General features: G+C 48.5%; 14 protein-coding genes and 1 pseudogene. 8 read left to right on the top strand and 7 right to left on the bottom strand.

The window, feature by feature from the left end; genetic code table 11:
• Positions 1-26: 26 nt before the first annotated feature.
• The 7 genes and pseudogenes from MST20_RS01070 to MST20_RS01045 all read left to right on the top strand — a co-directional run bounded on the left by MST20_RS01070 (position 27) and on the right by MST20_RS01045 (position 6,888).
• Positions 27-1,577 (top strand): FAD-dependent oxidoreductase, encoded by a 1,551-nt coding sequence (locus MST20_RS01070; RefSeq protein ID WP_429703600.1) that lies wholly within the window; start codon positions 27-29, stop codon positions 1,575-1,577.
• A 106-nt stretch (positions 1,578-1,683) separates the two neighbouring features.
• A pseudogene (locus MST20_RS21320) lies at positions 1,684-2,217 on the top strand (protoglobin family protein); the annotation flags it as partial.
• 252 nt (positions 2,218-2,469) lie between these two features.
• Positions 2,470-2,976, top strand: a complete 507-nt coding sequence (locus tag MST20_RS21315) for a methyl-accepting chemotaxis protein (protein ID WP_374706265.1) — start codon at positions 2,470-2,472, stop codon at positions 2,974-2,976.
• A 146-nt stretch (positions 2,977-3,122) separates the two neighbouring features.
• Positions 3,123-3,674, top strand: a complete 552-nt coding sequence (locus MST20_RS01060; protein WP_065643339.1) for a biotin transporter BioY — start codon at positions 3,123-3,125, stop codon at positions 3,672-3,674.
• Positions 3,675-3,687: 13 nt separating this feature from the next.
• Complete coding sequence (locus MST20_RS01055) at positions 3,688-5,121, top strand: AMP-binding protein (protein ID WP_243939468.1); 1,434 nt, start codon at positions 3,688-3,690, stop codon at positions 5,119-5,121.
• A complete protein-coding gene (locus MST20_RS01050) occupies positions 5,118-6,209 on the top strand; it encodes an acetyl-CoA C-acyltransferase (RefSeq protein ID WP_065643337.1) in 1,092 nt (363 codons plus the stop codon). Before MST20_RS01055 ends, MST20_RS01050 begins: the two co-directional genes overlap by 4 nt.
• A 106-nt stretch (positions 6,210-6,315) precedes the next feature.
• Positions 6,316-6,888, top strand: coding sequence for a histidine phosphatase family protein (locus tag MST20_RS01045; protein WP_243939453.1), 573 nt, complete (start codon positions 6,316-6,318; stop codon positions 6,886-6,888).
• A gap of 31 nt (positions 6,889-6,919) precedes the next feature.
• Here MST20_RS01045 and MST20_RS01040 read toward each other — a convergent pair whose 3' ends face one another.
• From MST20_RS01040 to MST20_RS01025, 4 genes are all read right to left on the bottom strand, one after another.
• Entirely contained in the window at positions 6,920-7,942 is a 1,023-nt protein-coding gene (locus tag MST20_RS01040; RefSeq protein WP_243939452.1) for a FecCD family ABC transporter permease, read from the bottom strand.
• Positions 7,942-8,940 carry a FecCD family ABC transporter permease gene (locus MST20_RS01035; RefSeq protein ID WP_347880846.1) on the bottom strand — a complete coding sequence of 333 codons (999 nt, stop codon included), beginning with the start codon at positions 8,938-8,940 and terminating at the stop codon, positions 7,942-7,944. The genes MST20_RS01040 and MST20_RS01035 overlap by 1 nt, the downstream gene beginning before the upstream one ends.
• A gap of 82 nt (positions 8,941-9,022) precedes the next feature.
• Positions 9,023-10,000 carry an ABC transporter substrate-binding protein gene (locus tag MST20_RS01030; protein WP_243939451.1) on the bottom strand — a complete coding sequence of 326 codons (978 nt, stop codon included), beginning with the start codon at positions 9,998-10,000 and terminating at the stop codon, positions 9,023-9,025.
• A 108-nt stretch (positions 10,001-10,108) separates the two neighbouring features.
• Positions 10,109-11,038 (bottom strand): DMT family transporter, encoded by a 930-nt coding sequence (locus MST20_RS01025; protein ID WP_243939450.1) that lies wholly within the window; start codon positions 11,036-11,038, stop codon positions 10,109-10,111.
• A 381-nt stretch (positions 11,039-11,419) separates the two neighbouring features.
• Here MST20_RS01025 and MST20_RS01020 point away from each other — a divergent pair, with 381 nt between their 5' ends.
• Positions 11,420-12,556 (top strand): S8 family peptidase, encoded by a 1,137-nt coding sequence (locus tag MST20_RS01020; RefSeq protein WP_243939449.1) that lies wholly within the window; start codon positions 11,420-11,422, stop codon positions 12,554-12,556.
• Positions 12,557-12,613: 57 nt separating this feature from the next.
• On the opposite strand, the gene MST20_RS01015 is transcribed toward MST20_RS01020, so the two are convergent.
• The 3 genes from MST20_RS01015 to MST20_RS01005 form a co-directional block, all read right to left on the bottom strand.
• Complete coding sequence (locus MST20_RS01015) at positions 12,614-13,870, bottom strand: M48 family metallopeptidase (protein ID WP_243939448.1); 1,257 nt, start codon at positions 13,868-13,870, stop codon at positions 12,614-12,616.
• 71 nt (positions 13,871-13,941) lie between these two features.
• Complete coding sequence (locus tag MST20_RS01010) at positions 13,942-14,253, bottom strand: AzlD domain-containing protein (protein ID WP_243939447.1); 312 nt, start codon at positions 14,251-14,253, stop codon at positions 13,942-13,944.
• A complete protein-coding gene (locus MST20_RS01005) occupies positions 14,246-14,962 on the bottom strand; it encodes an AzlC family ABC transporter permease (protein WP_243939445.1) in 717 nt (238 codons plus the stop codon). The genes MST20_RS01010 and MST20_RS01005 overlap by 8 nt, the downstream gene beginning before the upstream one ends.
• Positions 14,963-14,970 lie beyond the last annotated feature (8 nt).

Raw genomic sequence — 14,970 nt, 5'->3', positions numbered from 1 at the left:
ATTGGGAAAATTTAAGAACAAAACAGATGCATGATGGAGGGAATTTTGTGAGCAATCAAGAACGAAAATTGCCGGACTCGCCTGAATCGTATTGGAGAAACAGTACAGACCTTCCTTCGTTCGAGGAACTGTCTGAAGATGTCAAAACAGATGTTGCCGTCATCGGGGGCGGCATGACCGGACTGACGACTGCTTATTTACTGACGAAAAAAGGCTACAGTGTCGTCTTGATCGAATCCGGCCGGATACTCGACGGAACAACCGGCTATACGACAGCGAAAATCACCGCGCAGCATGATCTGATCTATGATGAGCTGATCGGGCATATCGGAATGCCGAATGCGAGACTGTATTATGAAGCAAACGTCAAGGCGCTGTCCTTTATCAAAAACCTCGTGCTTGAGCAAAAGATCCCGTGCGATTTTGAAGAACAGGACGCGTGCATTTACACAACTGAAGAACAATCGGTCCAAAAAATCAGAAAGGAATATGAGGCATACCAAAAGCTCGGGATTGACAGGGAATTCATCAAAGATCTCCCCGTACCCATCGATATGAAAGCAGGACTTGTCATGAAAAACCAGGCCCAGTTCCATCCGCTTCACTATTTGAAACACCTTGCAGAGACCGTCCGGGAAGCCGGCGGAAAAATTTACGAAAACACGGCGGCTAAGGAAATCAAAGAAGGCGACCGGCCGAAAGTGCTGACAAGAAACGGGCATCAAATCTTCAGTGATTATGTCGCGTGCTGCACGCACTTTCCGTTTCATGATAAAAAAGGCTTCTATTTTGCAAGGCTTGAGCCGAGCCGGTCATACGTGCTCGCGGTCAAGCCAAAAACGCCGTATCCAGGCGGCATGTATTTAAGTATAGATCAGCCTTCACGCTCGCTCCGTTCGGTGACGATCGACGGAGAAAAAATGGTTCTTGTCGGAGGTGAAAGCCACAAAACCGGCCAGGGAGAAGATACAATCAAGCATTATCAGGCGCTTGAATCATTTGCGGAAGGCGTGCTCGGCATTGAATCGATCCCTTACCGCTGGTCAGCGCAAGATTTAATCACGCTTGACAAAATTCCGTATATCGGGCCGATCTATCCGAAAGAAAAGCGCATTCTCGTTGCCACCGGTTTTCGGAAATGGGGCATGACAACGAGCACCCTCGCCGCGCAGCTGATGACAGACCATATCGCAGGCGAAGACAATCCTTATCAAGCCGTCTTTCAACCGGCCCGTTTCCACCCGGATCCAAGCATCAAAAAAGTGATTTCCTATAACGCGGATGTTGCAAAACACTTTGCCGAAGGAAAACTTGAACAGCCGATCAGGAAGCCGGAAGACCTTATCAACGGAGAAGGCGCGGTCGTGTCGCATGCCGGGAAGCGTGCGGGTGCTTATCGCGATGAAAAAGGCGAGCTTCATCTGGTTGACACAACATGCACCCATATGGGCTGCGAAGTCGAGTGGAATGATGGAGAAAAGACATGGGACTGTCCGTGCCACGGCTCAAGGTTTTCGATCGACGGCGATGTCATCGAGGGTCCTGCCGTAGAACCTCTGAAAGATCCGGAAAGCTGAGGTGTACAAGTTAAAAAGGAATGAAAAATTGCCGATAAAAAGATAAATGCTGGAAATTTCATAAAAACGGCAGTTTTATCATTAACAATTACAGGGGGATACGATCGTGTTATTCAAAAAGGATAGAAAGACAGAACGATCATTTTTTGCTGGAGAAAGCCCTGACCAAACAAAAAGAATCAGGCTCAATCAGCACGCAGAATTTAAAAAACAGCTGGCAATGGTCGATTTGACGGATGAGGATCTTTGGGTGCTGAGCAGGCTGAAGCCTTTAGTCACTGAACATATCGAAACCATCGTCACCCGGTTTTACCAAAACCTTGAGCATGAAAACTCTTTGATGGAGATCATCCATGACAACAGCTCAGTCGACCGTCTCAAAAAGACATTGACGATCCACATCCAGGAAATGTTTTCAGGTGTCATCGACGAAGCCTTTTTAGAAAAAAGAATCCGGATCGCCCACGTTCATCTTCGCATTGGGCTCTTGCCAAAGTGGTATCTGGGGGCATTTCAAGATCTCCTTCTTTCCATGCTGACAATCTTTGAAAACGCATTATCCGATAAGGAATACAGGCGGTCAGTCAAAGCCGTCACCAAAATTCTTAACATCGAACAGCAGATCGTCCTCGAGGCCTTTGAAGACGAGCATGCAAGGCTCCGCAGACTTGATGAAGAGAGCAAAAATGAGCTTCACAGGCAAATCAAAGATACTTCCGGTTCTTTGGCCGCTTTATTTGCCGAAACAACGGGCGCTGTACAGGAATTGGTCGACAAATCGTCCGAGATCGCCGAAACGTCAAGAGCCGGAACGAAGACAGCCGTTTCTGTCGAACAAAAATCGATTGGCGGAAAAAAGGAGCTTGAGGAGCAGGAACAGCAGCTCAATCAAATGGGAAGCAGCATGACGCAAATCGAGCAGGAAATTAAAAAGCTGGAAGAAATCGCGCTGCAGATCGAAAAGATTTTCGGAATCGTAACAGGCATTGCCGAGCAGACGAATTTGCTTTCACTCAACGCCTCGATCGAATCGGCAAGGGCGGGAGAGCACGGCAAAGGGTTCGCAGTCGTCGCAAACGAAGTCAGAAAGCTGTCCGATGATACGAAAAAAACCGTCTCCACCGTATCTGAGCTCGTCAATAACACAAACGCGCAAATCTCGATCGTCACGAAGCATATTACAGATGTAAACGAACTCGTGAACGAAAGCAAAGACAAGATGTCGGAGATCAATCATCTATTCGATGATATCGTCTCCAATATGAAAACGAGCAAAGAGCAAAGCGGCCGAATCGAAGGCGACCTGCAGGCGTTTTTAAGCGGCCTTCAAGATGTCAATGCCGCCGTGTCACAAGTCGCGGTTTCAGTCGATTCTCTCGTAGAGCTGACAAAAAAATAAATCATTCCTGTACACAGGTCAACTCATGGCCTGTGTTTTTTCTTTCGATCCCCTTTTTGTAAACTTAAATAAAAACAAAGTTGACATTATAGAACTTTAAATGATACTTTGATTCTATTACGTAATTGAAAGGAATCGAGACTACTATGCAAGTCAAAGATATGACATTTATCTCGCTTAGCACAGCCATCATGGCAGCGCTCGGCTTTTTCCCGCCGCTCTTTTTGCCATTCACGCCCGTACCGGTTACGTTTCAGACGCTTGGCGTCATGCTCGCCGGGGGAGTCAACAAACCGCGGAACGCGGCACTCAGTCTTACCGTCTTTTTGCTGCTTGTCGCAAGCGGCTTGCCTCTCCTATCAGGAGGAAGGGGCGGAATCGGCGTCTTCATGGGCCCAAGCGCCGGCTACCTGCTCGCCTACCCTGTCGCAGCGTTTTGCATCGCATGGGCCGTCGGCAAACTTAAGGTTTTACATTTTCGAAACCTCTTTTTCATTCATCTCTTATTCGGCGTATTGCTGTTATACACGGCAGGCGTTCCTGTCCAGGCGTTTCTGATGCAAATTCCTCTTACCGAAGCGATGAAGCTCTGCCTGGTGTATGTTCCCGGAGACCTGCTAAAATCCACCGCAGCCGCCTTTCTCGTGCTAAGATTAAGAAAAGCGCTCAAAAACAACGTAAGCAGAAATGCAGCTTAGGAGGATTGAAACCGTGCCAATTATTGAGACTTATCAATACCATGCCAAAATCCATCCTCGGAAAACGGCTGTTCAAACAGATGAAATGTCTGTCAGTTATCTGGAATGGCACCAGTTAGTATGCAGGACGGCCAGTTGGCTCAGCGCGAAAAAAACAGAGAATAAAAGAATAGCCTTTTCGCTTCCGAACGGACTGCCTTTTTTGCAGCTGTTCGCGGGAGCGGCGATGGCCGGCTGGACGGCCGTTCCGTTTGATCCGCGCTGGAGCCCGTCTGAATGCCGGGAAAAGCTTTCTCTTTGCAAAGCCGAACTGTTCATCTCGGATCAGCCGTTCCCTGATCTTGAACAAACGCTGCTTCTGAACGAATGCCTTGACGAAATCAATCACGCTCCGGTCCTGGAACTTCGCACGTTTGATGATGAACCGTTTTACATCGGCTTTACATCCGGGTCTACCGGAGCTCCGAAAGCATTCATCAGATCACATCGCTCTTGGGTCGAAAGCTTTCGCATCAGCAGCAGGGACTTTCAGCTATCAGCCGGAGACAGCGTCGTGATACCCGGCTCGCTCTTCTTCTCGCATTTTTTATACGGAGCAATGACATCGCTGTATCTCGGCGGAACCGTCTACCTTCTGAAAAAATTTTCACCGTCCCGGCTCGAAAACGCAGTCGCCCGGAATCCCGTGACAACGCTGTTCACGGTGCCGACGATGACTGAAGCCCTGAGAGCTGAGAACAGGCGAATCGATAAACCAGTCAAGGTCATTTCCTCAGGCGCCAATTGGAGCAGGCAGGCTAAAAAAGCGATTCAAAAAGCGTATCCGCATCTTTCTTTATTCGATTTTTATGGAACTTCTGAGATGAGCTTCGTCTCTGTGTCCGCTCCGGAAGACTTTTATGTGAAGCCAGACTCTGTCGGACGGCCTTTTCACAATGTTGACGTTGCCATCCGTTCAAGCTCAGGGGAAGCAGTCCGAATCGGGGAGGTAGGCAAAATTTTCGTGAAAAGCCCGATGCTGTTTTCAGGCTACCTCCAAGAAGCTTCCGCCGCCTCCCCGATTGATGAAAACGGCTGGATGACAGTCGATGACATGGGCTGGAAGGATGAAGACGGTTACCTGTACATAACAGGAAGGGAGAACAGCATGATCGTCTACGGCGGCATCAATATTTTCCCCGAAGAGGTTGAAGGTGTTCTCCTGTCATACCCGGAAGTGGAAGAAGCTGCAGTAATCGGCATCCGCGATGATTACTGGGGAGAAAAAGCGGCAGCCGTCATTAAGGGTAAAGCCCCGGTTAAAGAGCTTAAAGCATATTGCAAAAGCCGACTCGCTCCGTACAAAGTGCCGAGAATGTGGCACTATCTTGAACAGATTCCGCATACTTCCGGAGGAAAAATCGCCCGTCACCTTCTAAAAGAACAGCTGAAGGACGTGATCAGATGAAAGCTGTCATCACGGCCGCCAAAAGAACGCCGCTCGCCAGACAAAACGGCTTATTGAAAAATGCTGAGCCCCATGATCTTGCCGCCTCTCTGATCAAGCACCTCGCAAAACCGCTGAACGGGATATTGGACGAGGTCATCCTCGGAAACGTCGTCGGACCAGGCGGCAATATCGCCCGTTTATCCGCGCTTGCCGCCGGTCTTCCCGTTTCCGTCACAGGAATGACGATAGACCGTCAATGCAGCGCTGGGCTTGAAGCGATCCGGACCGCCTGCTGTTTCGTGCAAGCCGGGGCAGGATCCTGCTATATTGCCGGAGGAACGGAAAGTGCAAGCCTCTCCCCTTTTCCGGGAAGAGCGAGGTTTTCTCCCGATGAATGGGGTGATCCGGATATGGGAATTGCCGCTGAGCTGACGGCGGAGCGGTTCCGCATTACCCGCAAGATGCAGGACGACTATGCCCTGTTAAGCTATAAAAGAAGCGAGTCCGCGTTTGAAAACGGCTATTATGACGACGAGATTCTGCCATTTCAAGGATTGGCTGCCGATGAAAGCATGATTCGCAAACGGCCGCTGGAAAACATCATCGATAGAGCAAAACCCGTCTTTAAAAAAGGAGGAACCGTAACAGCCGCAAACAGCTGCGGAATTCACGACGGGGCAAGCGCGGTTGTCGTGATGAACGAAGAAAAAGCGGAAGCGCTCCGCTTGCAGCCTGTTCTCCGATTTGTTGACAGCGAGGTCGCCGGCGTCGATCCAAACGTTCCGCAAATTTCCCCGGTGCCCGCGATTCAAAAACTCTTAAAGAAAAGAAACCTGTCTGTCAAAGACATCGATTTGTTTGAGATCAATGAAGCGTTCGCCGTCAAAATCGCGGCCTGCGCCGGAGAGCTTGGCCTGCCCTATCACAAACTGAATGTCAGGGGAGGCGCTTTGGCGCTTGGACACCCGTACGGTGCTTCAGGAGCCGTGTTGGTAACCCGCCTGTTTTACGAAGCGGTAAGAAGAGACAACTTGAAGTATGCCGTCGCTGCGATCGGCAGCGGCGGCGGAGTCGGTATGGCGCTCCTTTTTGAAAAAATCGTTTGAATTTTTCTCTGTTCAGTCATCATTCGTAGTCATTGTTTTTAAATTTAGTATAATAGCCATATCACCGAAAAACGCGAAAGCCGACATCGAAAGGAGATTTTTCAGAATGACTGCGATTTGTTTGATCCGGCACGGCGAGACGGACTGGAATGCTTTAGGAAAACTGCAGGGAAGAACCGATATTCCGTTAAATGAAACAGGTCAAAAACAAGCAAAAGAAACCGGGGCGTTTTTGAAAGGGTCCGACTGGGACGTCATCATTACAAGCCCTTTAAGAAGAGCGAAAGAAACCGCTGAAATCATCAATCAATACCTGGGACTTGAAATCATCGAAATGGAAGATTTCATCGAAAGGAATTACGGAGACGCAGAAGGGATGCCATTCGATGAAAGAACGAGGCTCTATCCAGATAAAGAATATCCGAATCAGGAATCAAAAGAAGCGCTTGCCGAACGGCTGATGGCCGGCGTTCAAAAGGTCAGCGAGCGGTATCCGGACAAAAAAGTGCTGATCGTCGCACACGGAGCCGCGATACACGCTCTTCTGTCAAAAATCTCAAACGGCGACATCAACCTGGAAAATACGAAGCTCGTCAATGCCTGCCTAAGCAACATCAAATTCCATGAAAATAAATGGCATGTGAAGGATTACAATCTTTCACACCATTTGTCAGATTAAAAAAAGACGGCATGGTTGATGCCGTCTTTTTTTATGCTCTCCCCCGCCTCGCTTCGCGGCGCAGCAAATAGATAAAATACGGACCGCCGATAATGGCTGCGATCAATCCGGCCGGTATTTCAAGCGGCGGAACAAGGCCTCTTCCGGCGGCATCGGCTATCAAAAGAACGATGCCGCCGACGAGAGCTGAAACGGGAATCAAGATCCTCGTTTCAGCCCCTGCCAGCTTTCTTGCGATATGGGGCGCCATCAGCCCGATAAAACCGATTGTTCCCACGGCGGTCACAGCCGCAGCTGTCAGCAGAACCGCGCCGGCAAGCAGCAGAAACCGCGTTCTTTCAAGCCGGAGGCCGAGGCCGACGGCAATCCCGTCCCCTGATTTGATGATATCGAGCGGTTTTGCCGCAAACCATATCGGAGGAATCACCAGACAGCACCATATGAAAAGAGACAGTACATCATCCCAGCCTCTCCCCCACAGACTTCCGTTCAGCCAAATTAATGCGTTGTTTACATTCGGGCTCCCCCTTGAGATGAATAGCTGAATACCCGAATGGCAAAAAGCATTGACCGCGATCCCGACAAGCGCCAGCCGCACAGGAGAAATCCCGTTTCGATAAGCCAATAAATAGACGAGAGCAGCAGCCAAAACGCTTCCTGAAAAGGCGGCGCCCGTCAGGAGAAGCGGACTTTGCTGTGAAAACAAGACCGTAACGATCACAGCGCCCAATCCCGCTCCTCCTGTAATTCCAAGCGTGTCGGGTGCGGCCAGCGGATTTTTCATTAGCGATTGTGCGACTACACCCGCGATTGAAAGCGCCCCTCCCGCAAGCACAGCGAGAAGGATGCGCGGCATTCGAAATTCCATCACCAAGAAGCGGACTCCCGCATCCCCTTTCCCTGCCAGTGATTTCATTACGTCCCACAGTCCGATGTTTTCATCGCCGATCGCCAAATTGAGCACAATGAGCATCAACAAACAGGCGCATAACACAGAGAGGACAAGCGCCGATTGCGCGCGCCGTCTTTTCGTTTTTCTTGCCGTATTGTTCATCATGACGCCCCCTTTTTCCGTCTTCTCGCCAAACAGATAAAAAACGGCGTCCCGATCATTGCCGTGACAACTCCGACCGGCGTTTGGTACGGAAAATAGACAAAGCGGGACAGAATATCGGCAAACAGCAAAAGAACGGCTCCAAGCAATGCCGAATACGGAATCACTACCCGGTAGTCAGCCCCCATCAGATACCGGATCATATGAGGAACCATCAAACCGATGAAACCAATCGGTCCGGCAGCGGAAACGGATGCTCCCGCCAGCGCGACAACAGTGAAGGCGATGAACAATCTGCTGAGCCATACGTTTTGTCCCAGCCCATGTGAAACATCATCTCCGAGACTCATGACCGAAGCCGCCCTTCCTAAGGCCAAAGCCGTCAACAAACCCGCAATGCTTACCGGAATCAACAAATGAAGCTTATCCCACGAGCTCCCCGCTAAAGAACCGGAAAGCCAAAACAACAGCGTTTCTGTCGACTCTTCATGAAAAATGAGCAGCATTTGCGTCATCGAAGCAATGATCGCCTGAATGACGACACCGATCAAGGCAAAGCTGATATCCCTGTCGTGTTCGCTGAATACTGAGGCAACCGCGTACACGATCAGCGCGGCCGCTGCACCGCCGGCAAAAGCGGCTCCCATCGCTGTCTGGGGAGCGGCAAGCGCAGGAAACATCACCGTCAAGCATACGACAGCAAGAGAGGCCCCTGCATTGATTCCGAAGATGCTCGGAGATGCGAGCGCATTTCTTGTCACCGCCTGCATCAGTGCACCTGCAGCCCCTAGATTCGCGCCGATGAATGCGGCAGCCAAGGCGCGCGGAATTCGGATGGACTGAATAATCGCGTGCAATTTTGAATCGTCGTACGCAAACACAGCTGCCCAAATGTCGGACAGCGCAATCGTTGACGAACCGATTGAAACAGAAAGCAAAAAACCCGCGAGCAAAAGAAAAACAAAAATGAGCGGTGCAAAACGTTTCATATATGTCAAAACAGGTCACTCCTTTAGAAAAAAACAAGCGCATGCTTTTGTAAAAAGCATGCGTCATCCCGTCCAGCAAGCCCGCAGGCTCTTAAGATTTCTTTTGATCCTCAGACAGAAGATGCTGACCGATTTCATCTATCAGCGCATCTGCTCCGTCAATACTGCGGCGGAGCGACCAGGCGAATCTGTCGGCTTCATAAACCTTGCCGTTTTTGACGGCGCTGAGCTTTTTCCAAAGAGGGTCTTTTTCGATCGGTCTTTTCCCGTCTTCATCGACTTTATCTTTTTCTCCCGTCATCAGGACAATGGTGTCGGGGTCTTTCTCAAGCAGCTGCTCAAGCGTCATTTTAATATTGACGGATTCACCGTTTTCGGCATCGTCTTTGCCGCTGTCTCCGACACCGTATGTAAAGCCGATTTTCGTCAGAAGCTGAGACGTGAAAAAGTTTTCGTCGCGCACGGTGATTGCTTCATTTGTGTTTCCAAGCAGAAGAATGCTCTGTTTCCGGCTGCCGAATTTCTGTTTCAATTCATTCAGCTTTTGTTTATGTTCAGCCAACTTTTTCTCCATTGCGCTTTCTTTGCCGACGGCTTTCGCAATCGTAAGAGACGCGTCAAGCGTGTCCTGATAATCGGCATTCAAGTTTTTCAGCGCGATTGTCGGCGCAATGCTCGTCAGTTTATCATAGACACCGCTGTGTCTGCTCGAATCGGCAATAATTAAATCGGGCTTTAAAGAAGCAATTTTTTCAAAACTTGGCTGGGCACGCGAACCGACTGAAGTATACCCTTTGATTTTTTCTCTGACCTTCTCGTTAATAAACTTAGGTTTGCCGTCGTCCGCAATCCCGACAGGCTTAATGCCCGCGTCAAGGAGCGCATCAATAAAACCCAATTCAAGAACCACAACTTTTTTCGGGTTGTTCCGCACTTTCGTTTCTCCTAGGTCGTGCTTAATTGTCACGGAATTCTGACTGGAGGTTTTCGTACTTTCGCTTCCTCCCGAGCAGGCTGTCATCACTGATATCATCAATAGGAATAAAACAGCAAAATATTTGGGCTTCATATGTATCTCCTTTTCTGGTTGTAGACGAAATTATTATAGCAACACTTCATACTAATAACAACGATAATCATTATCATTATAAAAAAGAAAGGAGCCTCCTTCTCCTTTCTACACCCGTTCGTTCACGGAATCCCCCGCTTTGCTTTCTCTGCAGAGGGAAAGGATGATGACCGTGATGATCACCATAACCGTACCGGCACCTTGAAATGCATTGAACGGCACACCCAGCCAGACCGCCGACGACAGAACGGCCGCTAGCGGTTCGGCGCAGCTCAGGCAGCTCGTTTCTTTTGCGGAAAGATAAGAGAGGCTGCCGATGTATAGGGCAAACGCCAAAGCTGTGCCGCACAATACAACAAACAGAATAGCTGCCGCCTCCCCTGCCTCAATGTGCGAAAGGTCAAACCGGAACGGCGGAAACAAAAAAGAAATTCCGGCCCCTCCGATGAGCATACCCCATCCCGTAACCGTCAAAGCACCGAACGATTGAATTAATCCTCCTGCAAAAACCGTATAGAAAGCAAGCGCACCGCCGGACAAAATGCCCCAAACGGCGGCCTCGGCCGGAATATACAAACTGTCCGGCCTTCCGCCTGTCAACAGAAGAAACACGCCGGAAAGCGCCAATAAAGTAAGTACGGCATCTTTCCACTTAGGCGGAAGTTCTTTTTTAACATATAGGTAAAACAATACGAAAAAAGGCGCCAAGTATTGAAGAATTGCAGCTGCCGCGGCATTACCCTTTTCAATTGAAGCAAAAAACGTATATTGAACGGCAAGCATTCCAAAAATGGAAAATACTAAAATCGAACAAATATCTGTTTTTTTCTTCCATATCTGACACACATGTTGAAAACCGTTTTTCATTGAAACATATAACAAGAGAATGACTCCCGATGCCAGAAGCCTGACAGAGACAAGCGAGCCGGCTTCAACCGCTCCCCTTTCAAATATGTACTGTGCAGCGCTTCCCGATAATCCCCATAATGAAGCACCTGCAAGTACCATCAATACGCCTTTCACATGAGCTGATTTCATATCTTTCACCCGTTTCTGTATGCGATATATTGCATATTCTAATAGATGATCGACAAGTCCGCAACCTCCTTCGGCAAAAAATTATCTCATAAAATAAATGAATAGTATTTTCATAAAATGAATCAGATGAAGCAATCTCCTGTCATTCGCGGTCTCCGGGACCTCTTCCCTTGTCAGGCTAGGCGATCTATTCATACTTTCGAACTGAGTTTTTTTCTAAAACAGTTATTAATAACCAAAAATTTTAAATTGGTCCTTCAAAAAAATAGGTCTTCCATATAATTCATTTTTTTTCTATAATAAATTAACAGAATAATTAGAATAGAGTATATTATTCCTCTATTTCAATTATTCTGAATAAATGGAGGAGAGTGAGTAATGATGAGGAAAAAGAGTTTTTGGCTTGGGATGCTGACGGCTTTCATGCTCGTGTTCACGATGGCCTTCAGCGATTCCGCTTCTGCTGCTCAGCCGGCGAAAAATGTTGAAAAGGATTATATTGTCGGATTTAAGTCAGGGGTAAAAACCACATCCGTCAAAAAGGACATCATCAAAGAGAGCGGCGGAAAAGTGGACAAGCAGTTTAGAATCATCAACGCGGCAAAAGCGAAGCTAGACAAAGAAGCGCTTGAGGAAGTCAAAAATGATCCGGATGTCGCTTATGTGGAAGAGGATCATGTTGCCCATGCCTTGGCGCAAACCGTTCCTTACGGCATTCCTCTCATTAAAGCGGACAAAGTGCAGGCTCAAGGTTTTAAGGGAGCGAATGTAAAAGTAGCCGTACTGGATACAGGAATCCAAGCTTCTCATCCGGAATTGAACGTAGTCGGCGGAGCAAGCTTTGTGGCTGGCGAAGCTTATAACACCGACGGCAACGGACACGGCACGCATGTTGCCGGTACAGTAGCTGCACTTGACAATACAACGGGTGTATTAGGCGTTGCGCCGAGCGTATCCTTGTACGCGGTTAAAGTGCTGAATTCAAGCGGAAGCGGATCATACAGCGGCATTGTAAGCGGAATCGAGTGGGCGACAACAAACGGCATGGATGTTATTAATATGAGTCTTGGGGGAGCATCAGGCTCGACAGCGATGAAACAGGCGGTCGACAATGCATATGCAAGAGGGGTTGTCGTTGTGGCTGCAGCGGGGAACAGCGGATCTTCAGGAAACACGAATACAATCGGCTATCCTGCGAAATATGATTCTGTCATCGCAGTTGGTGCGGTAGACTCTAACAGCAACAGAGCTTCATTTTCCAGCGTGGGAGCAGAGCTTGAAGTCATGGCTCCTGGCGCAGGCGTATACAGCACTTACCCAACGAACACTTATGCAACATTGAACGGAACGTCAATGGCTTCTCCTCATGTAGCGGGAGCAGCAGCTTTGATCTTGTCAAAACATCCGAACCTTTCAGCTTCACAAGTCCGCAACCGTCTCTCCAGTACGGCGACTTATTTGGGAAGCTCCTTCTACTATGGGAAAGGTCTGATCAATGTCGAAGCTGCCGCTCAATAACATATTCTAACAAATGGCATATAGAAAAAGCTAGTGTTTTTAGCACTAGCTTTTTCTTCATTCTGATGAAGGTTGTTCAATATTTTGAATCCGTTCCATGATCGTCGGATGGCCGTATTTAAAAATCTTGACGAGAAACGGCGGGTTTGCCTCGCTCAGCCCGGCTTTTGAGAGCTCTTGAAACGTCGAAACCGCTGCATCGCTGTTTTTCGTCAGTTCAATCGCATACTGGTCAGCGGCTTTTTCCTGATGCCTCGAAACCGCGTTCGTAAATGGAGACGACGTGAAAGAGATGACCCCCATCAGCATCAGAAGAAGCGGAAGCGCCGCTAGATCGGATTTTCCCGCAATACGAAGACTTCCCCCATAGCGGGAAATGATCCACTTGTACAGCTTGTCGATCACATAAAAGACGGCAAGGGATAAAAGCAAATACCCGCCGAGTCCTATGTAAACATGCTTCATCACATAATGTCCCATTTCGTGCGCCATGATGAATAAAATTTCCGGCTCATTCAGCTTGTTCAGCGTGGTATCCCAGAGCACAATCCTTTTATTGGCGCCGATTCCTGTCACATAAGCATTTAAAGCATTCGTTTTTTCAGACATGTTCACTTCATAGACATGATTCGCAGGAATATCGGCCTGGTCGGCCAACTTCAGAATGCTTTGTTCGAGCTCTTTATTTTTCAGCGGATAAAAGTCATTGTATAAAGGATCGATGACAACCGGCTGGAGAAAAAATAAAAACAGCGTAACCGGAACCGTCAGGCACCAGGCATAAAACCACCAGCGTTTTTCATGCCTTTTGATCAAATAGTAAAAGACGATCACCGCCGCAGCCGTGATCGGAAAACTGATCCAGAAGTCGATCACCTGGTCTTTGATCCAGCTTGCGGTTGTCTGGGTTGATATGCCGTAGTCAAGCGAATATTGATAGCTGATCCAGTCAAGCGGCAAAGAAACGATCGTGATGATCAGAAACAAAGCAAAAACATATGCTGTGATTTGAATCGTTCTCCGCTTCGACGTCTGCTCCGCCCAATTCTTCATTTTCCTCGATAAACCGGCAATCAACAATATAAAAAATAAAAACCACTCAAACGGAATCCGCATAAAAAACAGAAAGTCCTTTATTTTCGAGTACTCTTCCGTCAGCATAAGTTCCCTTTCGTTCATAAATGCCGCCGGGTCTGCGCTTGTCCCTTTCAGCGCCTCGGGAACGGAGGGTTCACCGGCCATAAAGAGATACCAATAGAAAAAAAGGCCGTACAGCACATACAGGAGACCGGCTCCCGCGATCCATTTCCGCATGGCGAATCACTTCCTCTCACATAGCAGTTACTTCTATTGTAAGCTTTTCCTGCGAAAGTTAGAACCAAGCCTTACAATGAGAGCAAGAGGCCGGCGCCTGCGAGCGTCAAAATCGTCCCCATCACGACGACTATGACGCTCGCTCCAAAATAGGAAAATAAAAATGCGATAAGAGCGCCGGCAAGTCCGTAGAGCATCCCGCTTTGCACGAAAAAAATCCCCGGAAAAATGAGAGCCCCTAAGACGGCGTACGGCACATTTTTCAGCACGCGCTCCAAAAATCCGGGAAGCTTCAGGCTTTCAAAAGCAATGAGCGGCACCATCCGCGGCACATATGTAACGGCAGCCATGCCGATAATCATCCAGATGATCGGGCTAAACATAGTTTCTCTTCCCCTCTGTTCTAAATTGGTACAGCCATTCGATCAGGACGGCGGATAAAAGCGTAGCGCAGACGATCGACCATCCTGCTGACAACATGCCGTTCATTTGGAAAACCGTATTGAATAGCGCAGCCGCCCCCGCCAGCAGCAGGACTTTTCGCTGTTTTTTTAAAGGCGGCACCAACAATCCGATGAACATGGCATAAAGGGCGATGCTCATGCTTTCCTGGAGAACAGCCGGCATGGCGGCACCTGCATAATGCCCGGCCGCACTCCAAAAAACCCAGCTTACATAGCCGATCGAACCGAGTCCGATCATATAACCGGTCGTCAGCTTTTCCTTTCTTAGAGCAGCGACGGCAAACGATTCATCTGTCACCGCGAAAAATGAGTAAAACGCTTTTTTCCAAGGCGAATCTTTTTCCACCAATTGATTCAAAGTCGCTGAAAATAAAAAATGTCTGATATTTACAATGAACGTCGTCATCACGATTTCGATGATTCCCGTCTGAACGGCGAGCATGCTTAAAGACATATACTGGGACGCTCCTCCGAAGACAAGGGCGCTCATCAAAAACGTTTCAAAAAGCGACAGCCCCGTTGTTTTCGCCAAAAGCCCGAATGTCAAAGCGACCGGAATGTAGCCGACGGCAAGGGAAACCCCTGAACGAAGCCCGTCTAGAAAGTTGAGTGAATCCTGCTTTTCCATCTTGACAC

It is taken from the genome of Bacillus sp. B19-2, from assembly GCF_022832475.1.
Taxonomy (GTDB): Bacteria; Bacillota; Bacilli; order Bacillales; family Bacillaceae; genus Bacillus; species Bacillus paralicheniformis.
This window is presented reverse-complemented; position numbering and strand designations above follow the sequence as displayed.